The organism is Streptomyces sp. NPDC002787 (assembly GCF_053592095.1).
The window spans coordinates 193,523-216,023 of the sequence record NZ_JBSFVC010000011.1 but is presented as its reverse complement, the minus strand read 5'-3'; the positions used below and the strand labels follow the sequence as shown (position 1 = coordinate 216,023).

Genomic DNA, 22,501 nt, shown 5'->3' with positions numbered 1-22,501 from the left:
GTCTCACTCCCCCGTCTCACTCCGGCGTCTCACTCCTCCGACAGCGTCATCTCCGCCCAGATCGTCTTGCCGTCCTCGGTGTGCCGGCTGCCCCACCGCTGGGTCAGCTGGGCCACGAGCAGCAGACCGCGGCCCCCCTCGTCGAAGGTCTTGGCACGGCGCAGATGCGGGGCGGTGCCGCTGCCGTCCGACACCTCACAGATCAGCGTGGTGTCGTCGTGGATCAGACGCAGCTGGATCGGCGGGGCGCCGTGCCGGATCGCGTTGGTGACCAGCTCGCTCACCACCAGCTCCGCCGTGAACGCCGACTCGCTGATGCCCCACAGCGCCATCTGCGTCAGCACGTACTGGCGGGTCCGGGCGACGAAGGCGGGGTCGGCCGGTATCGACCAGGTCGCGACCTGCGCCGCCTGCAGCCCGCGCGTACGGGCGAGCAGCAGCGCCACGTCGTCGGGGGCGCCGTTCGCTGGGAGCAGGGAGCCGATGACGTCCTGACAGATGTCGTCCAGTGCGCCCTTGCGGCCGGAGAGCGCCCTGGCCAGCAGGTCCTGCCCGGCGTCGATGTCCCGGTCCCGGGTCTCGATCAGCCCGTCGGTGTAGAGGGCGATGACCGTGCCCTCGGCCAGTTCCAGTTCGGCGGACTCGAAGGGCAGTCCGCCGAGGCCCAGGGGCTGTCCCGACGGAACCTCCACCTCCATCGGCCGCCCGTCCGGGTCCAGCACGACCGGCGGCGGATGCCCGGCACGGGCGAAGGTGCAGCGGCGGGTCACCGGGTCGTACACGGCGTACAGGCAGGTGGCGCCCACCTCGCCGGTGACGCCCTCGCTGCCGGCCTCGGCGGACAGGCGTACGACCAGGTCGTCGAGGTGGGTGAGCAGCTCGTCCGGAGCGAGATCGACGTCGGCGAGGGTGCGTACGGCGGTCCGCAGGCGCCCCATGGTGGCCGAGGCCTGGACGCCGTGCCCGACGACATCGCCGACGACCATGGCGACGCGCATCCCGGAGAGCGGGATGACGTCGAACCAGTCGCCGCCGACCCCGGCCTGCGCCGCCGGGAGGTAGCGGGAGGCGGCCTCCAGGGCGGGCATGCGGGGGAGGGTCTGGGGGAGGAGGCTGCGCTGGAGGGCGAGGGCGGTCTCGCGTTCGCGGGAGTAGCGGCGGGCGTTGTCGATGCAGACGGCGGCCCGGGCCGTCACCTCCTCGGCGAGCAGCTCGTCGTCCGGGGTGAACGGGTCGAGCCGCTTGAAGCGGGTCAGGACGGCCACCCCGAGGGTCGTGCCGCGGGCCCGGATCGGCACCGACATGGTGGTGTGGATGCCCAGCTCCTTGACCCGCCGGCTGCGTACGGGGTCCCAGGCGAGCCAGTCCACGAGCGTGTTGGCGGGGTCCGCCGCCACGACCGTGTGCCCGACCGACAGGGACGCCGCCTGCGGCGAGGTGCCCGGGTAGACGTCCGTGGAGCCCACCTCGACGACCGCTTCGGGGCAGCCGGGGGTGATCGACTGGTGGGCGGCGCGGCGCAGGGTGAAGGGCGGCGAGAGCGGGCCCTCGTGCGGTTCGTCGCCGTGGTCGAGGGACTGCATGAGGTCGACGCTGACGAAGTCGGCGAGGACCGGGACGCACACGTCGGCCAGCTCCTGGGCGGTGCGCCGGACGTCGAGGGTGGTGCCGATGCGGATGCTCGCCTCGTTCACCAGCTGCAGCCGCTGCCGGGCCAGGTACTGCTCGGTGATGTCGTGCCCGGTGACACAGACCCCGATCGGCACCCCGGAGTCGTCGGTGAGCGGGGCGATCGCCGCGGACCAGGCGTGGGCGCGGTTCTCGTCGGCGGCCCGCAGAAAGGTCTGTACGTCCTTGCGGCGGCCCTGGGCGAGCACCTCGCGCAGTTGCTGCTCCAGCCGCTCGCCCTGCCGGCCGCCCACGATCTCGGACATGTGCAGTCCGCGGAGGTTCTCCTCAGGCATCCCCACCGCGTCCGTCATCACGTCGTTGATGCCGCGCAGCCTGAGCCGGTCGTCGAAGACCGCCATGGCGCACGGCGACTGAACCATGATCGCCGCCGCCAGCGGATCGTCCCGCACCAGCGGGCCGGGGTCGTCCAGCGGGCAGAGAACCAGCCAGCCGCCGTTGCCGTCCCCGTCCTGGGACCTGCGCCGGTGGGCCAGCAGCCACGCCGACACCTTGCGACCGTCACGGTGACGCAGTGTGAGCGTGCCGCTCCAGTTGAGACTGCCCGGCGGGGGCGGCGGGAACTGGGCCTGCGACGCGAGCAGTTCCTCGGCGGGGCGCCCCACGACCTCCGTGGCGGGCCAGCCCAGGAGACGTCTGGCTCCTTCGTTCCACTCGACGACCGTGCCGTCGCCGTCCATGACGGCCCGCGCCGTGGCGGCACCGTCCAGGGCATACGCAGGTGCATCACCACGCGTGACCTTGCGGCTCCTCATCGTCGCGAGTTCCATTCCGCCGGACCGAACGGGCTTACGGGTGAATTCCAGCCTATGTGCTCCGCCGGGAAAGCGGACGGGAAACCGCATCCCCTCGCGAGGTTTCTCGTACCGGTGTTCGCCGAGTGACGGGAGGGGCTCTTGACGTCACCGGAGCAGGTCGTCAGATTCTGTTTGGTCACGAGCACATGTGATTGCTTGTGGGGCCTTGTGCTCCGCGGCTCCCCGGAACGGCCACCCGCACGTTCGACGAAGGGAACACCATGACCGTCACCCGCAGATCCTTACTCGTCGCGGGCACCTCCGCCCCGATGGTGGGAGCGCTGGCGGGCACCGCGGCCGCCGCACCCCGGGCGAGACCCTCGTCCGCCGGCCGCGCCGTACCGCTCCGCGACGGCTGGCGCTTCGCCCTCGTCAACCCGGGCGGCATCACCGACCCGACCGGCGAGTACGCCGACGCGGCGAAGCCCGGCCACGACGACTCGGCCTGGCGTCAGGTCGCCGTCCCGCACGACTGGAGCATCGAGCTCACCCCCACCACCCAGCACGGCACGACCAGCGGCACCGGCTTCTTCCCCGGCGGCCTCGGCTGGTACCGCAACACCTTCACCCTGCCGCGCGCCCTCACCGGGAAGCGGATCTCCGTCGAGTTCGACGGCGTCTACATGGACTCCTACGTCTACTGCAACGGCACCGAGGTCGGCCGCCACCCCTACGGCTACACCGGCTTCGCCTTCGACCTCACCGACCTTCTGCACACCGACGGCACCACCGAGAACGTCATCGCGGTCAAGGTCCAGAACCGGCTGCCCAGCAGCCGCTGGTACTCCGGCAGCGGTATCTACCGCGAGGCCCGACTGGTCGTCACCGAGCCGGTGCACGTGGCCCGTTCGGGCACCCACGTCACCACCCCGGACATCACCGAGGAGCGCGCCCTCGTCCGCGTACGGACCTCCGTGGTGAACGCCTCCGGCGCGGCCACGGACGTCGAGGTCGTCTCCCGTGTCGTCGACCCCCAAGGCCGCACCGTGGCCCGTACGACCTCCACGGTCGCCGTCACCGACACGGCGACCGCGACCCATGAACTCACCGTCCGCGAGCCGCGGTTGTGGGACTTCGCGGCCCCGCACCGCTACACGTTGAGGACCGAGCTGCGCGTCGGCGGCAGAACCACCGACACCCTGCGCACGACCTTCGGCATCCGCACCTTCCGCTTCGACCCGGACGAGGGCTTCCACCTCAACGGCACCTATCACAAGATCAAGGGCGTCGACCTCCACCACGACCTCGGCGCGCTCGGCGCCGCCGTCAACGCCGACGCGATCCGCCGACAGATGACGATCATGAAGTCGATGGGTGTCAACGCCTTCCGCACCTCGCACAACCCGCCCTCGCCGGAGATGATCCGGATCTGCGAGGAACTGGGCATCGTGATGATCGTGGAGGCCTTCGACTGCTGGAAGAGCCCCAAGACCCGCTACGACTACGGTCGCTTCTTCGACGAGTGGGCCGACCGGGACGTCACCGAGATGGTGCTGGCGGCCCGCAACTCGCCCGCCGTCCTCATGTGGTCGATCGGCAACGAGGTCTCCGAGTTCACCTCCACCGCCGGCCTCGCCATGGCGGACCGGCTGATCGCCGCCGTCAAGGCCTCCGACGACACCCGCCCGATCGTCATCGGCTCCCACCGCCACCGCAGCGTCCCCGCCCCCGGCACTCCCGGCGACCTGATCCTGGCCAAGCTCGACGGCCTCGGCCTCAACTACAACACCGCCAAGTCCGTGGACGCGCTGCACGCCCGCTACCCGCACCTGTTCCTCTTCGAGTCGGAGTCGTCCTCGGAGACCTCCACCCGAGGCGTCTACCAGGAGCCGGAACGCCTCAACACCGGCGAGAACCACACCCCCGGCAAGCGGGGCGTCTCCTCGTACGACAACAACCTCGCCTCCTGGACCATGAGCGGCGAGTACGGCCACAAGAAGGACCGCGACCGGAAGTGGTTCGCCGGGCAGTTCCTCTGGTCCGGCATCGACTACATCGGCGAGCCCACGCCGTACGACGTCTTCCCGGTGAAGGCCTCCTTCTTCGGCGCGGTCGACACGGCCGGGTTCCCGAAGGACATGTACCACCTGTTCCGCAGCCAGTGGACGGACGAGCCCATGGTCCATCTGCTGCCGATGAGCTGGAACCACGCCGAGGGCGACACCGTCGAGGTGTGGGCGTACTCCAATGTCGACACCGTCGAGCTGTTCCTCAACGGAAAGTCGCTAGGGACACGGAGGTTCGACGAGAAGAAGACCGTCGACGGGCGCCCCTACCTGGAGACCACCGAGGCCACCGGCGACGACAAGACCTTCACCGACGGCCCCTACCCCGGCAGTTACACCAGCCCCAACGGCAGCGCGGGCAAGCTCCACCTCACCTGGAAGGTGCCGTACAGGCCGGGCGAGTTGAAGGCCGTGGCGCGCCGGAACGGCAAGGTCGTCGCCACGGACGTCCTGCGCACGGCCGGTGCGCCGCACGCCGTGCGTCTGACGGCCGACCGCGAGTTGGTCGCGGCGGACGGGCGTTCACTCGCCTTCGTCACCGCCGAGATCGTCGACGCCCGGGGCGTGGTGGTGCCCGACGCCGAGCATCTGATCTCGTTCGACGTACGGGGCGGCTCCCTCGCCGGGCTCGACAACGGCCGCGAGGAGAGCGCCGAGCGCTACCAGGCCAGCACCCGCACCGCCTTCGGTGGCAAGGCCCTCGCGATCGTGCGGGCCGGGGTCGAGGCAGGCGCGGTCAAGGTGACGGCGCGGGTGGATGGCCTGCGGACCGGGAAGGTGGGCGTGCGCGCCACCCCGGCGCGCGGCCGGGCGACGACACCGGCCGCCGCGTTCGAGCCCGACCATCCGGCCGCCGTCACCTACCCCTTCGCCGACGCCGGCTACTCCGGTCGCCCGGACACCCTGCCCGCCGCCATGCTCGACGGCGACCCCGCGACCGGCTGGTCCAACGGCTTCCTCAAGGCGGCCACGGCCCTGCTGCCCGCGTTCAGCGGGGCGCGGTCCGAGGACTGGGTGTCGGTGGACTGGGGGCGGCCCGGGACGGTGGACCGGGTCGAGGTCTCCTTCACGGTCGACGCGGGCCACACACTTCCCGAGGCCGTCGCGGTCGAGGTGTGGAACGGCAGGCGGTACGTCCCCACCGAGGGGACGCAGGTCGACTGGGCCACGGCCTCCGACGCCCCCACGGTGATCGCGTTCACCCCGGTGCGCGGCTCCCGCGTCCGGCTCAGGATGACCAGCCGCCATCCGGGCGAGGCACGCGGCGCGCTGCGGATCAGCAGGCTGGACGTCCTCGCACTCTGACCGCGTGGGGAGAGGTCACTTCGGTCCGGACGGGAAAGCAGTCCCGTCCGGACCGTTGACGCGCTGTCATGTCTCTAACAGCATGGCCAACGACCGTATCTGGGAGCGCTCCCACGCGCTCCCGTCACCTGCGCCATCCCGTCACCACCCCTCACCGCTGTGCGCCCCCACTTCCCCGAGGAGCCCAGACGTGAAACGACGCAGAACCACCCTGCTCGCCCTTACGGCCCTCCTCGCGGCGGCGCTCACCGCGCTGCCCACCGGCCCGGCCCAGGCCGAGGAGGTCGAACAGGTCAAGAACGGCACCTTCGACACCACCACCGCCCCCTGGTGGACGACCGCCAACGTCACCGCCGCCCTCACCGACGGCCGCCTGTGCGCCGAGATCCCCGGCGGCACCACCAACCGCTGGGACGCCGCCGTCGGCCAGAACGAACTCACCCTCGTCAAGGGCGAGTCGTACCGCTTCAGCTTCTCCGCCTCCGGCACGCCCCAGGGCAACGTCCTGCGGGCGATCGTCGGCCTGTCGGTGGCGCCGTACGACACGTACTTCGAGGTGAGCCCGCAACTGAACGTCTCGGGCGACTCCTACTCGTACACCTTCACCTCGCCCGTCGACACGACACAGGGCCAGGTCGGCTTCCAGCTCGGCGGCAACACCGACCCGTTCACCTTCTGCATGGACGACGTGTCGCTGCTCGGCGGTGTACCGCCGGAGGTGTACGAGCCCGACACCGGGCCCCGGGTGCGCGTCAACCAGGTCGCCTATCTGCCCGCCGGACCGAAGAACGCCACCCTGGTCACCGACGCCACGGCGAAGCTGCCCTGGAAGCTGAAGAACGCCTCCGGCGCGGTGGTCGCCCACGGGTCGAGCACCCCGCGCGGCGTCGACGCCTCCTCCGGGCAGAACGTCCACTCGATCGACTTCGGCGCGTACCGCAAGCGCGGCACCGGCTTCACGCTGGTCGTCGACGGCGAGACCAGCCGCCCGTTCGACATCGACCCGAGCGCCTACGAACGCCTCCGCCTCGACTCGCTGAAGTACTACTACACCCAGCGCAGCGGCACCCCGATCAGCGACGAACTGCGCCCCGGCTACGGCCGCGCCGCCGGCCACGTCGACGTGGCGCCGAACCAGGGCGACGGGAACGTGCCCTGCCAGCCCGGCGTCTGCGACTACCGGCTCGATGTCACCGGCGGCTGGTACGACGCCGGTGACCACGGCAAGTACGTCGTCAACGGCGGCATCTCCACCTGGGAGGTGCTGAGCACCTACGAGCGCTCACTGCACGCCCGCACCGGGGAGTCCGAGAAGCTCGGCGACGGCTCCCTGAACATCCCGGAGAGCGGCAACAAGGTTCCCGACCTGCTGGACGAGGTCCGCTGGGAGCTGGACTTCCTGCTGAAGATGCAGGTGCCGCAGGGCAAGCCCCTCGCCGGTATGGCGCACCACAAGATCCACGACGAGCAGTGGACCGGCCTGCCCCTGATGCCCGCCGACGACCCGCAGAAGCGTGAACTGCACCCGCCGAGCACCGCGGCCACCCTGAACCTGGCCGCCACCGCCGCCCACGCGGCCCGTCTGTACCGCCCGTACGACCGCGCCTTCGCGACGAAGGCGCTCGCCGCGGCCCGCACGGCCTGGGCGGCGGCCCAGGCACATCCCGCGATGTACGCCTCCGAGAGCGACGGCATCGGCGGCGGCACCTACGCCGACACCGACGTCACCGACGAGTTCTACTGGGCGGCCGCCCAGCTGTACCTCACCACCGGTGAGAAGGCCTTCCAGGACCACGTGCTCGCCTCACCCGCGCACACCGCCGACATCTTCGGCCCCATCGGCTTCGACTGGGCCCGCACGGCCGCCGCGGGCCGGCTCGACCTCGCGATCGTGCCGAACAGACTGCCCGGCCGCGACAAGGTCCGCCAGTCCGTGCTCAGGGGCGCCGACCGGTACCTGACCACGCTGAAGGCCCACCCGTACGGCATGCCGTACGCGCCGGACAACAACCTCTACGACTGGGGCTCCAACCACCAGATCCTCAACAACGCGGTCGTCATCGCCACGGCGTACGACATCAGCGGGGCGTCGAAGTACCGCGAGGGCGCGCTGCAGAGCATGGACTACCTCTTCGGCCGCAACGCCCTCAACATCTCCTACGTCACCGGCTACGGCGAGGTCGACGCCCGCAACCAGCACAGCCGCTGGTACGCCCACCAGCTCGACCCGGACCAGCCCAACCCGCCGGCCGGTACGCTCGCGGGCGGCCCCAACTCCTCCATCCAGGACCCCTACGCACAGGGCAAACTCCAGGGCTGCGTGGGTCAGTTCTGCTACATCGACGACATCCAGTCCTGGTCGACCAACGAACACACGATCAACTGGAACGCAGCGCTGGCCCGCATGGCGTCGTTCGTCGCGGACCAGACCTGAGGCTCCGCGTCACCGCGTGCGGCCGACGCCTCGGCAGGCGTCGGCCGCATGACGGCGGTACCGCGTGCCATGCCCTGTGACCTGGGACTATTTACGAGTAAGTACCCGCGAGGTAACGTTGGCGCATGCCAGCTCTGAATGTGGAGTTCAGCGACCGCGAACTAGAGGATCTGCGGCAGATCGCCAAGGAGCGCGGTACGTCGATGAAGGCGCTCGTGCGTGAGGCTGCCGCGGCCGACATAGTGCGACACCGGGCGCTGAAGGAGGGCGCGGAGGCCTTCCGGCGGTTCTTCACCGCGCACGCCGACGAGTTCGCCGCCGCCTTCCCGGACGACGAACCCGCCGTCAAGGTGGAAGGACGGGCCGTCTGACCGATGGCTCCCGTCATCCATATCGATGTGCCCTGGCTGCTCCAGCGACACGAAGAGGTCATGCCCGAGCAGCCCACCATCAACGACTTCTCCGCGCTCGTCGCCGCCGTCGCCCGGCACCGCGTCGATCCGCCGCGCCTCGGTGTCGACTCCGACCCGGCCTGGCGGGCCGCCGCGCTGCTGCACACCCTGGCGCTGCTCAAGCCCCTGCCGGCCGCCAACGCCCGTTTCGCCTGCGCGACGGCCGTGGCGTACATGTTCGTCAGCGGCGTCGGCATCGACCCGCCGTACGGGGCCCTCGTGGACCTCGCGCGCGACCTGCTCTCCGGGAAGACGGACGTCTACGGGGCGGCGGACCGGTTGCGCTCCTGGCAGATCTGAGCCGAGCACAGGGGGACGGCCCCCGGGGCCGCCGACCCAGGGCGGGAGGATCAAGGTCGGCGGCCCGTTTCGCGCGGGAGAGCCGCCGTTCCGCGCGGGGCCTTCGAGATGGCCGATTTCAGTGAACAACCAACCACCTGTGCGCCGGGAGCGTGCGAGGGCCACCGGGGCGTGCGTACGGTTCACACGGGGTGCTTGAGAGTTGCGATGATCGGAACCGGAAGCGTTCGTTCTGCGAAGCGGAAGCGTTCGTACCGGTCATCTGACCTGCTTTTAGTGATGCGGATGTTGCTCAAGTGCCTTGTTAGTCATGAGTAACTTGTGCAAGGGTGAACTTCCTGCGCATGGGCAATGGCCCGGCCGGAAAGGCCACTTGGCTTTTCCGGTCGCCGAAGGGCCCAAAAGGCTCAAGGAAGACGTCATCGTGCGGCTCGGTCCCCGGCCGCTTTCCCGGCGCCCGCCAAAAAAGGTACGCACCAATCCAGGGCCCTTTCAGGCGGTCAGAACTCCGTGTGCCATCTTGCGCCTTGGAAGGAACCCGCTCTGTGCACACCCCCCACCCTCCCCGCCCCACTTACGCGCCCGCTCCCGGGCCGATTCCCGGAGAGTCCGACGAGACTCTCGCGGCCCGGCTGAGAGGTTGGCCGGAAGGCGGCACCGGCGATCCGGCCGCCCTCCTGATGGCGCGCCACTGGCAGCCGGCGTACGACTACGCCGTCATCTGCCTCGCCACCGGGTCGAGCGTCGCCTCGATGGTGACCGCGACCGCCTTCCACCGGGTGTTCGACGGACTGATGCGGGGCGAGTCGGGTGTCGCCCTGCGGCCCCGGCTGCTGGTGGCCGCGCGCGACACCGTCAAGGAGTGGTCCGCGCAAGGCGATGTGTCCGGTGTGCTGCCGGATCTGCGGAAGCCCGCGGGCGGGCGCGGTATGCGCGCGGCGAAGTCCATGACGCCCGAAAATCGCAAGCTCGTCGAGCGCTCATTCCAAGCCCTCCCGGCGGTCGCCCAGTGCCTGCTGTGGCACACCGAAGTAGAAGCCGAAACGATAACCATACCCACTGGTCTGCTGGGGTTGGACGTCGACAGCGCGGCGGCCACACTGGAGCAGGCCCGCGACAAATTCCGCGAGGGTTGCGTCCGCGCCCACCGGGAACTCGCGCCGTCCAAGGACTGCCGCTTCTACAACCGGCTGCTGGACGTGCCGATTCGCCGTGGCGGCGCGCTGCTGCCGGATGTCCAGCAGCATCTGCTGGAGTGCCGCTACTGCCGTTACGCCGCCGAGCAACTCAGCCATTTCGAGGGCGGACTCGGCGGGGTCATCGCCGAGGCCGTGCTCGGCTGGGGCGCCCGGCGCTATCTCGACTCCCGGCCCGGCCGCATGCCGCAGAAGGGCAACTCGAGACGCCCGGGGAACGGCGGCCGGCACCGCCTGCTCTCCCAGATCCCCGCGCAGCGCCGCCGGATCACCTCCGGGGCGCGCAACCCCAGAGCCCTCATCACCGTCGGGGTCTCCTCGGGGGCGCTGATCGCGGCCGTCCTGGGCGCCGCTTTCCTGTCGGACGACGGCAGCGGCGCCGATCCCGCGGCCTCCACCAGCGCCACCGGGGGCGTCGCGACGGCGCCGGACACCGGGAGCGAGAACACCGCCGACACCGCCTCGCCGACCCCGCCCACCAGCGCCGGGCGGCCCACCGCACCCCAGCAGACCAGGCTGCGCAACCAGGCGGCCGACCTGTGCCTCGACATCCAGGGCGGCAAGGCGGAGAAGGGCGCCTCGACCGAACTCGCGGTCTGCGACTCCGGCTGGACCCAGAAGTGGTCCTACGAGGAGGACGGCCTGCTGCGCAGCGTCGCCAACCCAGAGCTGTGCCTGGACTCCCAGGTCGACGCCGGTGTCGTCGTCCTCGGCACATGCGCGGACGAGGACTCCAGGCGCGGGGACGACGTGCGCTACGACTTCACCGTGCGGGGCGAGTTGCTGCCCCGGTGGGGCGAGGGGCTCGCCGTCGCCCCCATCGGCACGGATCCGGAGGCCGACATCGTCGTCAAGGTCCGGGACCACTCCGGCGCGCAGCGCTGGCTCACCGACGGGGTGGCCGCCAGCCCCGAGTCGCTGTCCGTCTCGGGCTCGGAGGCGCCGACACCGGAGACGGAGACGGTCTCCGAGGAACCGGACGCGGACGACGCCTCTCCGGCGCCGGGGGCGAAGGAGACCGACTCCCCCGTGCCGAGCGTCTCGCCCGAGGCCGAGCAGGGAGGCTCGATCCTGTCCATCGGCGACGACTCGGCCACGGAGTCCGGCGACGGCACCGGGGCCGGGTCCGGGACCGGTGCCGTGTCCGGGACGGGGTCCGCGCTGCTGCAGCCGCTGACGGCACTTCAGCTTCCGGCTCCGGGCGGTCTTTCGGGGCTCGGGCGGTAGCGCGGGTGCGGGTGGTGTGTGGTCGCTCGCGCCGTTCCCCGCGCCCCTGAACAGCAGGGGCTACGTCCCGTGCTCGTCGACCGGCGGGGCCGTGTCTTTCAGGGGCGCGGGGAACGGCGCGGCCGGCCCCCGCGTGCCCGCCGACAGAGGGCGCACCCGGCAGTCCCGGTCGCTGTCAGTCGGTCCCGAACATGAGGCTGTCGGGGCCGATCGTCGTGGGCGTGCGGTGGCCGGACAGCGCGAGCGTCAGGTCGAACTCGGCGAGGACGCAGCGGATGACGTGGTCCACGCCCGACTGGCCGTCGAGGGCGAGGCCGTAGACGTAGGGGCGGCCGAGGAGGACCGCTCGGGCGCCCAGCGCCAGGGCCTTGAAGACGTCGTCGCCCGTGCGGATGCCGCTGTCGAAGAGGACGGTCAGCCGGTCGCCGACCGCCCGGACGACCCGGGGCAGCGCGTCGGCCGCCCCGACGCCCCCGGCCACCTGCCGGCCGCCGTGGTTGGACACGACCACGCCGTCCGTCCCCGCGTCGGCGGCGAGCCGGGCGTCGTCGGGATGCAGGACGCCCTTGAGGACGATCGGCCCGTCCCAGTGCTCGCGCAGGAACGCCAGGTCGGGCCAGGTCTTTCCGGCGTCCCCGAACAGGCTCACGAAGTGGAGCACGGCCGCGTCGGGGTCCTCGTGGACCGGCTTGGCGAGGCCGGCCCGGAACGCCGGGTCGGAGAAGTAGTTGGCGGTGCCGACACCGTGCAGGAACGGCAGATAGGCCCGCTCCAGATCACGGGGCCGCCAGCCCAGCAGCGCCGTGTCGAGGGTGACGACGAGCACCGCGTACCCGGACGCCTTCGCCCGGTTCAGGAAGCTGCGGGTGACCTCACGGTCCTTCCCCCAGTACAGCTGGAACCAGCGCTCCGCGTCGCCCATCACCTCCGCGACCTGCTCCATCGGCACACTGGAGACCGAGGACAGGATGTACGGCACGCCCTGCGCGGCGGCGGCCCGCGCCGCCGCGGGCTCCGCGTCCGGGTGCATGATCGACAGCACGCCCACCGGGGCCAGCGCCAGCGGCGCGGGCAGCGGCCGGCCCAACACCTCGACGGACAGGTCGCGTTCACTGACGTCCCGCAGCATCCGTGGCACGATCCGGTGCCGCTCCAGGGCCGTCCGGTTGGCACGGGCCGTACTGCCGTCACCCGCGCTGCCCGCCACGTACCCGACCGGACCGGGACCGAGCCGATGCTCGGCCAGCTCCTCCAGCCGGGTCAGGTCGGTGGGCAGCCGCGGCACGGCTCCCGCCGTCCCGTTGAGGTAGATCTCGTACTGGAAGTCCGCCCAGTGCTTCGCCATCGTCCGAAGGTAAGGGGGCTCGTCCAGCCCACGCCAGGGGGCGCTTCATCCATTCTTCCAAGCCGCGACGGACGGATGAACGGTCCACCGCTCCCGATCGCGCGGGGGCCGTTCGAGGGGTTGTCGGGAGCCGAAGCGGAATGTTTCAGGCCGATTGCCCAGCCGTGGAGATCCGGCCATTCATGATCATGAGGCGATCGAGAACCGCTCAGAATCGGGGTTCTCATGGTCGAGTTCTGTGACTTCGAGCCACTGATTCAACACTCAAAGTTACTGAAACCTGTGGGGTCGATGTGTGTTCCCGCGTCCGACCCGGCAGACTCGCGCTCGCCGATCCGGCACCGTCCGGGCCGGCTTCGTTCACGCGACCGATGTGACGGGGCCGTCCGGACATTCCTGCAGAGCGGAAGGATGCACACCATGCCGAAGACCGCGCGCCTGGCAGCGACTCTCACCCTGACGGCCACCGCTGTCTGCGGTCCCCTCACGGGCTCCGCGCTCGCCGCCCCCGAGCCCGCCGCGTCCGGGCTCTACGCCCCCTCGGCCCTCGTCCTGACGACGGGTCACGGCGAGAGTGCCATCGCCGTCACCCCCGAGCGCGCGGTCACCCTGAACTGCGCGCCGAGGCCCTCGGGCACGCATCCGGCGCCCGTGGACGCCTGCGCCGAACTGCGCACCAGCGGTGGGGACTTCGACGCCCTGGGCGCCCGAGCCGGGGCGATGTGCACCAAGCAGTACGACCCCGTGGTCGTCACCGTCCAGGGCGTCTGGCAGGGCAAGCGCGTCGCGTACGAGCGCACCTTCGCCAACGAGTGCCTGAAGGACTCCGCCGCGAGCGTCCTCTACGCCTTCTAGGCACCGCGTCGCGGTGCGAGAGACCGGGGTCGCGTGGCCCCGCGAGTGATGAGCGAGGGCCCGTGGCTGGGGAGCGCGAGCCCTGTCGCGGTGTGTCACGCGATCCCCGTCCGGGGGCCGGCCGAGCGGAGTGGGGCCGCCGGCCGACCCCCGGCATCATCTGCCGACGACTCTCAGCCGGTCACCCGGAGGTGACGGTCCAGCGGCCGACCTCCTGGTGGCCGGAGTCGTACAGCGGCTGACCGTCCCCGGGTTCGATCTCGCAGTGCCGGAGGTTGCCGCCCCAGTACCGCAGGATGCGCTCCAGTTCCTGGACGGTCGTGCCCTCGTCCCAGTCCGTGCTGTCCAGGTCGACCTCGAGAAGGAACTTCACTTCGCGCGTCTCCGTTTCTGTATCGCTCGGATTCCGTGCCGGTGTCGGCCGGAAGGATGTGCGCCTGCCGCAGGTCCTTCAATCGTTTCATTGAACTGCTACTTGAGACTTGGCCTACGGGAGACTCGGCCGCCGCGGCGGAGGGGAGGACGGAGGCGACGCGGGGGGAAGGTCAGCAAGTGGTGGGAAGCGGCCCAGCAGCCGGGCGGCGCGCAGGAGCCGGCGCATCCGGGGCTGGTCGGAGACGAGACGGAGCCGGCCGCCGCGTTCCCTGGCCTTGGCCTCCGCCCGGCACAGCACGCGCAGACCCGAGCAGTCGAAGAAGGTGACGCGGCGCAGGTCGACGAGCACGTCCGGCTCGGCGGGCCCGGTGGTGGCGGCCGTCAGATGGACCGCCACGAGGCCCGCCGACGCCAGGTCGATCTCGCCCGAGACCTCGATCACGGTGAACCGGCCGAACCGGTGGGTGCGGGCGTACGGGTTCGCCGCCGGCCCGGAGCCGGTGGCCGCGTCCTCGGGCCGAGGGGCCGTACGGTCATGGGCATCCGGAGTCATGGCGGCTCCACCTTGTCAGGGGTAGGGCGCGTTCGATCCCGGTGACTACCCCGGCGCGGGCTCGGCCATCCCTTTCGTGCCCCGCGCAAGATCTACGACACTCGAAAAGGTGAATTCCAGTTCTGGGTATTGACATGGCGTGAGGTGTCCGGGGCTGTGCCGTGCGCGCCTGTCCGGGGTCCGTGCCGTGTGCGCAAAACCGTTGGACGCCTCGGCGCGGACGGTTGTACCGTCCCGGGCCGAAGGTTCCCAAGTCCTGGCGGGGTGCATGAGATGACGGTTCGAGCAACGGTGGACGACCGCGGTCGACCGCCCTCCGAGAAGGCCATGACCTCATCGAACCCAAGGACTTCTTCCAGTGGACCTTCCACGTATCTTCACCATCCGCGAAAGCAGCCACCGCATCCACAACCCGCTCACCGGTGACAAGCTCGCCACCCTCGGCCGGGCGCTGAACTTGGCGCCGGGCACGCGCGCCCTCGATCTCGCCAGCGGTTCGGGCGAGTTGCTGTGCACCTGGGCACGCGACCACGGCATCACCGGGACCGGGGTGGACATCAGTACGGTGTTCACCGCGCGGGCCCGGGCCCGCGCCGCCGAACTGGGGGTGGCCGACCGGGTCGCCTTCGTCCACGGCGACGCCCGCGGCCATGTCGCGGACGAGCCGGTCGGCCTCGCCGCCTGCGTCGGCGCCACCTGGATCGGCGGTGGTGTGGACGGGACGGTCGAACTGCTCGGCCGCAGTCTCCGCCCCGGCGGCCTGATGCTGATCGGTGAACCGTACTGGCGCCGGAAACCGTCGGACCGGGCCACCGTCGAGGCCTGCCACGCCGAGACCGAGGACGCGTACCGGCAACTCCCGGAGCTGCTGGAGCATTTCCGTCGGCTCGGCCACGACGTCGTGGAGATGGTGCTGGCCGACCAGGACAGCTGGGACCGGTACCGGGCGGCGGAGTGGCTCAACCTCCGCCGATGGCTCGACCGTCATCCCGACGACGAACTGGCGCCCGAGGTGCGGAACGAACTCACCACGGCACCTGCCCGGTACGCGCGCTGCGAGCGTGAGTACCTCGGCTGGGGTGTCTTCGCGCTGATGGCCCGCTGAGACGCTCACCCGCCCTCGTGCCGGCGCCGGCCGCGACCTGGCCCGGCGCCGGCACGTCAGTCGTGGTGGGACTCCTCCTGGGCCTTTTCGTTGGGCGTGATCGCGTCGCCCGCCTCGCCTCGGTGCCCGCGCCGCTTCTCGGACTCGCCGACGCGTGTCTCGGCCTCCTCCACCTCGCGCAGGACCTCGTTCAGGGCGGTGTCGGGCTTGTCCTTCTTGCCTTGCCGATCGCGCGGATCGTGCTCGTGGTGCTGATGCCGCTTGTCGTGGTGGGTCATGGGGTTCTCCTTCCGGGAGGGGTGAGCCGAGGTGAGGTCAACGGGCCGGCGCGGCGATGCGCAGGGGCACGGCGCCCGAAGCGCTCGATCCGGCCGGCCCGGTGTCTTCGATGTCCCGCGTCACCTCCGACCACCACGCCGGACCGTCCTCGATGTGCCGTAGCAGCACGCCTTCGCGGATCGCCCAGGGGCAGATCGTCACGGCCTTCAGGCCGGTGAGCTTCATCGTGGTGTGCCCGACCAGCGCCCCGGCGAGACTCTGCCGCGCCCGCGGCGCAGAGATACCCGGCAGGGCGGCCCGCTCGGCCGCGGGCAGCGCGGCGAGGCGGACGACCGCCTGCCCCAGCTCCTCGCGCCTCAACTCCCGCTCCGCGAAAGGCCCCCGGCGGCCCGGCGCCGACCCGCACAACCGGGAGAGCTGCTGGAAGGTGCGCGACGTGGCGACGGCGGTGCGCGGCCCCTCCCAGCGGATGCGCGCGGAGACGTCCCGCAACTGATGGCGGACCTTGCGCCGCAGCGCCTTGACGCTCTCGGGCGACGGAGGGTCCTGCCCGTGGAAGAACTCATGGGTCAGCCGGTTCGCGCCCAGCGGCAGCGAGGCCACGAAGTCCGGCAGCCGGCCCCGCCCGAAGGCCACCTCCAGCGAACCGCCCCCGATGTCCAGCAGCGCCAGAGGTCCCGACCGCCAGCCCATCCAGCGCCGCGCGCCGAGGAAGGTGAGCTCCGCCTCCACCTCTCCGGGCAGGGTGCAGATCAGCACCCCGGTCTCCGCGCGCACGGTGCGCAGCACCTCCCGGCAGTTCGGCGCGGAGCGCACCACGGCGGTCGCGAACGCCAGCGGCGTCGACGCCCCCCACCGCTCCGCCGTGCGCGCGGCCGCCGCGACCGCGTCGCACAACCGTCGTACGGCCTCCTCGGGCACGTCACCGCCGGGCGGCACCTGCTCCGACAGCCGCAGACGCCACTTCGCCGTGTGCACCGGCAGCGGCACACCGCCCTCGGCGTCCGCCACCACGAGCCGTACGGTGTTCGATCCCACATCCACCACGCTCATCCGCATGACCGACGGAGTACCCGGTAGGCGCCGCAACACGCGTGTCCCGCACGGCGGCTCGTGGCGCGGGGGCGTGTACCAGCCGTCCGGACGCTCCGGTTCACCACCCGGCGAGGGCCATCCGACCACACCCCCCATCCAGGATGACCAGACTTATTGCATATGATGCGCAGGTGCAGCACTACGACATCAGGGTGGCGGGGCCCGAAGACCTCGACGGCGCGCGTGCGGTGATGCTCGACACCGTCTACCGGGACTTCGGCACCGGCTATGTACCCCGCTGGCACGCGGACATCATCGATCCGCACGGCGCGTACGTCGCCCCGGAGCGGCATGTGCTTCTGGTGGCGGTCGACAGGCGGGACGGCACGGTCGTCGCCACCGGCGCACTGGACTCGCGAGGTCCCGCCCATCCGCCCAACCCCCGCTGGCTGGCGGAGCGTTACCCGTCCGGCGAGACCGCCCAGCTGCGCCGCGTGTACGTGCGCGCCGAGCACCGGCGGCGCGGACTGGCCCGGCGGCTGGTCGCCGCGCTGCTGGACTTCGCGGCGGCCGACGGCGGCTACCGCTCCGTCTACCTGCACACCGACCCCGGGGTGCCCGGTGCCGAGGACTTCTGGCGCTCGCAGGGCGTGGCCGTGTGCGACGAGCGCGACGAGACCGGGGAGTGGGTCGTGCACTTCGAGGTCCCGGTGCCTGCGATCGCCCGCCCCCTCGCCAGCTAGATGAAAATCATTGTCATGTAGGCTGTGTCGCGCCCCACCGGACCGCTCCCGTCCCTCACAAAGAACCAAGGACCATGCGCTCTCCCCGCCGCCGTCGCGTCGTCGCCGGCCTGCTCCTCGCCCCCGTGCTGACCGGCTGCTTCGCCTCCGGCGGCGGCACCTCCGACGACGACTCCGCCGACGGCTCGCGGCTGCGCGTGGCCCTTGCCTTCCCGCCCGCCGAGAACTTCTCCCCCTACGGCGCCGACGCCACCCTCCTCAGCCGCCTCGGCGTCACCGAGGGCCTCACCAAACTGGACGCCAACGGCGCGGCGGCCCCCGCGCTCGCGGAGTCCTGGACGCGCGAGAACGACCGGAACTGGCTTTTCACCTTGCGCGAGGCCACCTTCCAGGACGGAACCGAGGTCACCCCGGCCACCGTCGCCGCCGCCCTGACCCACGCCACCGAGGCCGAGCCGGTCACCGCAGCGCTCTCCGGCATCACGCTCACCGCCAAGGCGAGCGGCGACCGTCAGGTGCGCGTCACCACGAAGGACCCGGACCCCGCCCTGCCGCTCCGGCTCACCAGCCCCGGCCTCGCGATCCTGTCCGCCAAGGCCTACGGCGGCAAGCGAGTGAACCCGGTCGGTACGGCCACCGGTCCCTTCGAGGTCACCAAGGTCACCGGCACGAGCGCGGCCACCCTGGACCGCTTCGACGAGTACTGGGGCGGGCGGGCCCAGGCCTCCGGCATCGACGCCAAGTTCATAGCCGACGGCTCCGCCCGCACCAACGCCCTGCGCACCGACCAGGCCGACATCGCCGAGGCCGTCCCCGTGTCCCAGGCGTCCACGCTCGACCAGGGCGTCCGGCGGGAAACGGCCACCACCCGCACCACCAGCCTCCTCCTCAACACCAGGACCGGCGCCTTCAAGGACCCGAAGCTCCGGGCCGCCGCCCGCGAGGCCGTCGACGGCTCCGTCCTCGCCGAGGACGTGTACGAGGGTCACGCCGACGCCGGCGTGGGCATCTTCGGGCCGGCCGTGACCTGGGCGGCCGGCAAGCGTGTCGAACCGACCGGCCGTGCGAAGGCCGCGAAGCCCGACGCCACCTCGGTGACCATCGCGACCTACGACAACCGGCCCGAACTGCCCGAGGTCGCCCAGGTGCTGCAACAGCAGCTCCAGAAGGCCGGGTTCAAGGTGAAGCTGGAGGTCCGCGAGTACTCGCGACTGGAGAGCGACGCCCTCGCCGGCAAGTTCGACGCCTTCGTCGGCGCCCGCAACTCCCTGCTCGACACCGGCGACCCCGTCTCCATCCTCGCCAGCGACTTCACCTGCGACGGCAGCTACAACCTCGCCCTGCTCTGCGACAAGAAGGTCGACCGGGCCGTCACCGCCGCCGAGAAGGAGTCCGACACCGCCAAGCGGCAGCAGGCGGCCATGAACGCCGAGGCGGCGATCCTCGGCACCGATGCCACCGTCCCCCTCGTCCACCAGCGGATCATCACCGGTGTCGCCGACTCGGTGCAGGGCGTGCTCCTCGACCCGTACGAGCGCACGCTGGTCGGAACGGGGACCCGGCGCTGAGGCGGGCACTCTGGCGGGCCCTGCTCGCCGCCGCCCTGCTGTGCGGGATCGGTCTGCTGCCGTGGCTGTCGCGCACCGACCCGGCCCTCACCGTCCTCAAGGCACGCTCGGCCGAACGCGACCCCACGCCGGACGTGCTCGCGGCCGTACGGGACGAACTCGGCCTCGACGCAGGCCCGTTGAAGCTGCTGGGGGAGTGGTTCGGCGGGCTGACGCGCGGTGACGCGGGCCGCTCGTGGATCTCCGGCGCCGAGGTCACCCCGTCCGTCGTCCAGGCCCTCGGCGTCTCCCTGCTGCTGATGGCCGCCGCGCTCGTCGTCGCGGCGGTCACGGCCGCGGCGGTCTGCTCCCGCACCCTGTGGCTCGGCGCGCACCGCCGCCTCGACGAGCGGCGCGGCGGCGGCAGCGTGGCGGCCATGCTGGCCGCGCTGCCGGAGTTCCTCACCGCGTCCCTGCTCGCCGTCGTCGTCGGGGTACACCTCGGCTGGCTGCCCGCGCTCGGCTGGTACGGCCCGCGGTGGACGGTGCTGCCCGCCCTCGCCCTCGGCCTGCCCGCCGGGGCGCTGCTCGGCCGGATGCTCGACGACCTGCTGCCCGGCGCCTTCGCCGAACCCTGGGCCCTGGCCGCCGCCGCGCGCGGCATATCCGGGCGGGCCACCGCCCGCCAGGCCGTACGCCGCTGCATACCCGGACTGCTGCCCAACATCGGCCTGTTCGTGGTCGGCCTCACCGGCGGCGCCGTCACCGTCGAGCAGGTCTTCGACATACCCGGCCTCGGCCGCACCACCCTCCAGGCCGCCGTCGCCCAGGATTTGCCCGTCCTCCAGGCCGGCACCCTCGCCCTCGTCCTGCTGGCCACCGTCGCCGGAGCCCTCGCCCGCCTCGCCGCCCGCCTCCTGATCGGCCCCGCCCTCCGCGACGGCGCGCTCCACTCCCTGCACCGCCCCCGGCCCCCCGCACCACGCCGCACCCCCTTGCTCTACGGCGCCCTGCTGCTCGGAGTGGTCGCCCTCGGCCTGACCCGCGACCCGCTCACCCTCGACACCGGCGCCCGGCTCCAACCACCCTCCTGGGCCCATCCCCTGGGCACCGACGCGCTCGGCCGCGACCTCCTCGCCCGCATCGGCCACGGCGCCTTCACCACCCTCGCCCTGGCCGTCGCGATCAGCGCGGCCGCGCTGCTGACCGGCGTCCTGCTCGGACTGCTGCCCCGGCTCTCCGGGCCCCTCGTCGACACCGTCAACGCCGTACCGGCGGTCCTCGCGGGCCTGCTCGTCGCCGGAGTCGCCGGCAGCGGAGCGACGACACCCGCGCTGGCCGTGGCCGCCGTCGCCTGGGTGCCCCTGGCTGCGCACACCACCGTCCTCCTCGAACAGGAACGGGCCACCACGCACATCACGGCCACGAAGGGGCTCGGGGCGGGGGACGGCTATCTGCTCCGCCGCGAACTGCTGCCCGCCGTCCTGCCGCCCGTCGCCCGCCACGCCCTCCTCCGGCTGCCCGGCGTGGCCCTCGCCCTCACCTCCCTCGGCTTCCTCGGCCTCGGCGCCCAGCCGCCGGACCCGGAATGGGGCCTGCTCCTCGCCGAGAACCAGCCGTACGCCGAGCGCGCCCCCTGGGCCGTCCTCGCCCCCGCCGCCGCACTCGCCCTCCTGGGCGCGCTGGCGGTCACCGCCGCGGGCGGGGTGCGGTGGCCGCGCCGCCCGCTCGCCGGGGCCGTTCGGCGACCCAAGCCCGCCGTCGCCAACACCGTCGGAGAAGCCGGATGACCGAGCCCCAGCAGGAACCGCGCGTTAAGCCCCGGAGGGGAGGGAGCACCGAGCCACTCGACAAGCCGGCCGAGTCGGCCGCGCCGACCAAGCCGTCGCGGCGGGGCACCTGGGCGAAGCTCGACCCGCTCCTCCGGCTACTGATCCTCACCCAACTCGCCTTCAACATCGGCTTCTACGCCGTCCTGCCGTTCCTCGCCGAGCATCTCGGTACCGCGATAGGCATGGCCGGCTGGATGGTCGGCTTCGTACTCGGCCTGCGGACCTTCAGTCAGCAGGGCCTGTTCGTGGTGGGCGGCGCGCTGGCCGACCGCTACGGCGTACGGCCGGTGGTGCTGGCCGGGTGCGTGCTGCGGATCGCCGGGTTCGCGTGGCTCGGCTACGCGGACGCGGACTGGTCGGTCATCGGGTCGGTCCTGCTGATCGGCTTCGCCGCCGCGCTGTTCTCCCCGGCCGTCGAGTCCGAGGTCGCCCGGCAGGCCGTGGTCTGGGAGGAGTCCGGCGGCGGCCCCCGTACGAGTGTGCTCGCGCTGTTCACGGTGGCCGGGCAGGCCGGGGCGTTCGTGGGGCCGCTGATCGGGGCGCTGTTGCTGGCCGTGGACTACCGGGTGGTGTGTCTCGCGGGGGCCGGGGTGTTCGTGCTCGTCCTCGCCGGGCACGCCTGGCTGCTGCCGCAGCACATTCCGGGGCGGGAGCGGGTCGAGGTCAAGGGGGGCCTCGGTGGCCTGTTGCGCAACCGGCGGTTCCTGGCGTTGTGCTGTGCGTACGGGGCGTATCTGCTGGCGTACAACCAGCTGTACCTGCTGCTGCCCGACGAGGTCGAGCGGGTCATGGGGTCGCAGGCGGCGCTGGCCTGGCTGTTCGGGTTGTCGTCGCTGCTTGTCGTGACCGCGCAGCTGCCGGTCACGCGGTGGGTGGGGGAGCGGCTGGATCTGCGTCGGTCGATGACGGTGGGCTTGCTGCTGATCGCCGCCGGGTTCGGGGTGGTGGCTGTGGCTCTGCCCGCCGGGTGGAGGGGCGGTGTGGGGTTGTTGCCCGCCGCCGGGTTCGTGGTGTTGTTGACGGTGGGGCAGATGCTGGTGGCCCCGGTCGCGCGGGCGTGGGTGCCGGATCTTGCGGCCGAGGGGCGGTTGGGGCTGTATACCGGGGCGTTGTCGTCCGTGTCGGGGCTGATCGTGCTGGTGGGTAGTGCGGGGGTCGGTGCGTTGATGGACGCGGGCGTGTCGGGCGTGGTGCCCTGGATGGTGCTCGCGGTGGTTCCGATGGCCTCGATCGCGCTGCTGCCGCGCCAGTCCGTGCGGTAGGAGGGAGTACCCCCACTGGGGTGCGTTGTCGGGTGCGGGTCCGGTGGGGGCTTCTCGCGCAGTTCCCCGCGCCCCTTGAAAGACACGGCCCCTGCGGGCCGAAAAGCCGGGGGCGCAGCCCCTGCTTTTCAGGGGCGCGGGGAACTGCGCGACCAGCCCACACC

At 71.8% G+C, this 22,501-nt stretch carries 17 protein-coding genes; 11 read left to right on the top strand and 6 right to left on the bottom strand.

Annotated features, from left to right (window positions below; genetic code table 11):
- Nucleotides 1–29: 29 nt before the first annotated feature.
- Nucleotides 30–2,444 carry a SpoIIE family protein phosphatase gene (locus tag ACWD26_RS17450; RefSeq protein ID WP_451270865.1) on the bottom strand — a complete coding sequence of 805 codons (2,415 nt, stop codon included), beginning with the start codon at nucleotides 2,442–2,444 and terminating at the stop codon, nucleotides 30–32.
- A 263-nt stretch (nucleotides 2,445–2,707) separates the two neighbouring features.
- On the opposite strand from ACWD26_RS17450, the gene ACWD26_RS17445 reads away from it, so the two are divergent.
- From ACWD26_RS17445 to ACWD26_RS17425, 5 genes are all read left to right on the top strand, one after another.
- Nucleotides 2,708–5,797 (top strand): glycoside hydrolase family 2 TIM barrel-domain containing protein, encoded by a 3,090-nt coding sequence (locus ACWD26_RS17445; RefSeq protein ID WP_451270863.1) that lies wholly within the window; start codon nucleotides 2,708–2,710, stop codon nucleotides 5,795–5,797.
- A 190-nt stretch (nucleotides 5,798–5,987) separates the two neighbouring features.
- Complete coding sequence (locus ACWD26_RS17440; RefSeq protein WP_451270861.1) at nucleotides 5,988–8,231, top strand: glycoside hydrolase family 9 protein; 2,244 nt, start codon at nucleotides 5,988–5,990, stop codon at nucleotides 8,229–8,231.
- Nucleotides 8,232–8,356: 125 nt separating this feature from the next.
- On the top strand, nucleotides 8,357–8,602 hold the full coding sequence (locus ACWD26_RS17435; protein WP_451270859.1) for a hypothetical protein: 246 nt from the start codon (nucleotides 8,357–8,359) through the stop codon (nucleotides 8,600–8,602).
- Nucleotides 8,603–8,605: 3 nt separating this feature from the next.
- Nucleotides 8,606–8,983, top strand: a complete 378-nt coding sequence (locus ACWD26_RS17430) for a toxin Doc (protein ID WP_451270857.1) — start codon at nucleotides 8,606–8,608, stop codon at nucleotides 8,981–8,983.
- A 545-nt stretch (nucleotides 8,984–9,528) separates the two neighbouring features.
- Entirely contained in the window at nucleotides 9,529–11,406 is a 1,878-nt protein-coding gene (locus ACWD26_RS17425) for an RICIN domain-containing protein (protein WP_451270855.1), read from the top strand.
- A 175-nt stretch (nucleotides 11,407–11,581) separates the two neighbouring features.
- Here ACWD26_RS17425 and ACWD26_RS17420 read toward each other — a convergent pair whose 3' ends face one another.
- Nucleotides 11,582–12,751 carry a lactate 2-monooxygenase gene (locus ACWD26_RS17420; RefSeq protein ID WP_451270853.1) on the bottom strand — a complete coding sequence of 390 codons (1,170 nt, stop codon included), beginning with the start codon at nucleotides 12,749–12,751 and terminating at the stop codon, nucleotides 11,582–11,584.
- 420 nt (nucleotides 12,752–13,171) lie between these two features.
- Between ACWD26_RS17420 and ACWD26_RS17415 the strand changes: the two genes are divergently transcribed.
- A complete protein-coding gene (locus ACWD26_RS17415) occupies nucleotides 13,172–13,606 on the top strand; it encodes a protease inhibitor (protein ID WP_451270851.1) in 435 nt (144 codons plus the stop codon).
- Between the two features lie 181 nt (nucleotides 13,607–13,787).
- Here the strand turns inward: ACWD26_RS17415 and ACWD26_RS17410 are convergent, their stop codons facing one another.
- Together ACWD26_RS17410 and ACWD26_RS17405 are read right to left on the bottom strand one after the other, a co-directional pair.
- Nucleotides 13,788–13,979: a hypothetical protein gene (locus tag ACWD26_RS17410; RefSeq protein ID WP_451270849.1), complete on the bottom strand. Its 192-nt coding sequence runs from the start codon at nucleotides 13,977–13,979 to the stop codon at nucleotides 13,788–13,790.
- Between the two features lie 114 nt (nucleotides 13,980–14,093).
- A complete protein-coding gene (locus ACWD26_RS17405; protein ID WP_451270847.1) occupies nucleotides 14,094–14,534 on the bottom strand; it encodes an STAS domain-containing protein in 441 nt (146 codons plus the stop codon).
- A 358-nt stretch (nucleotides 14,535–14,892) separates the two neighbouring features.
- On the opposite strand from ACWD26_RS17405, the gene ACWD26_RS17400 reads away from it, so the two are divergent.
- A complete protein-coding gene (locus tag ACWD26_RS17400; RefSeq protein WP_451270845.1) occupies nucleotides 14,893–15,639 on the top strand; it encodes an SAM-dependent methyltransferase in 747 nt (248 codons plus the stop codon).
- Nucleotides 15,640–15,695: 56 nt separating this feature from the next.
- On the opposite strand, the gene ACWD26_RS17395 is transcribed toward ACWD26_RS17400, so the two are convergent.
- Together ACWD26_RS17395 and ACWD26_RS17390 are read right to left on the bottom strand one after the other, a co-directional pair.
- Nucleotides 15,696–15,917, bottom strand: a complete 222-nt coding sequence (locus ACWD26_RS17395) for a hypothetical protein (RefSeq protein WP_451270843.1) — start codon at nucleotides 15,915–15,917, stop codon at nucleotides 15,696–15,698.
- Nucleotides 15,918–15,954: 37 nt separating this feature from the next.
- Nucleotides 15,955–16,977 carry a Ppx/GppA phosphatase family protein gene (locus ACWD26_RS17390; RefSeq protein ID WP_451270841.1) on the bottom strand — a complete coding sequence of 341 codons (1,023 nt, stop codon included), beginning with the start codon at nucleotides 16,975–16,977 and terminating at the stop codon, nucleotides 15,955–15,957.
- Between the two features lie 167 nt (nucleotides 16,978–17,144).
- On the opposite strand from ACWD26_RS17390, the gene ACWD26_RS17385 reads away from it, so the two are divergent.
- From ACWD26_RS17385 to ACWD26_RS17370, 4 genes are all read left to right on the top strand, one after another.
- Nucleotides 17,145–17,696, top strand: a complete 552-nt coding sequence (locus ACWD26_RS17385; RefSeq protein WP_451270839.1) for a GNAT family N-acetyltransferase — start codon at nucleotides 17,145–17,147, stop codon at nucleotides 17,694–17,696.
- A gap of 74 nt (nucleotides 17,697–17,770) precedes the next feature.
- On the top strand, nucleotides 17,771–19,264 hold the full coding sequence (locus tag ACWD26_RS17380; RefSeq protein WP_451270837.1) for an ABC transporter substrate-binding protein: 1,494 nt from the start codon (nucleotides 17,771–17,773) through the stop codon (nucleotides 19,262–19,264).
- A gap of 299 nt (nucleotides 19,265–19,563) precedes the next feature.
- A complete protein-coding gene (locus tag ACWD26_RS17375; RefSeq protein ID WP_451270999.1) occupies nucleotides 19,564–21,033 on the top strand; it encodes an ABC transporter permease subunit in 1,470 nt (489 codons plus the stop codon).
- Nucleotides 21,030–22,337 (top strand): MDR family MFS transporter, encoded by a 1,308-nt coding sequence (locus ACWD26_RS17370; RefSeq protein ID WP_451270835.1) that lies wholly within the window; start codon nucleotides 21,030–21,032, stop codon nucleotides 22,335–22,337. The genes ACWD26_RS17375 and ACWD26_RS17370 overlap by 4 nt, the downstream gene beginning before the upstream one ends.
- The last annotated feature ends 164 nt before the right edge of the window (nucleotides 22,338–22,501 follow it).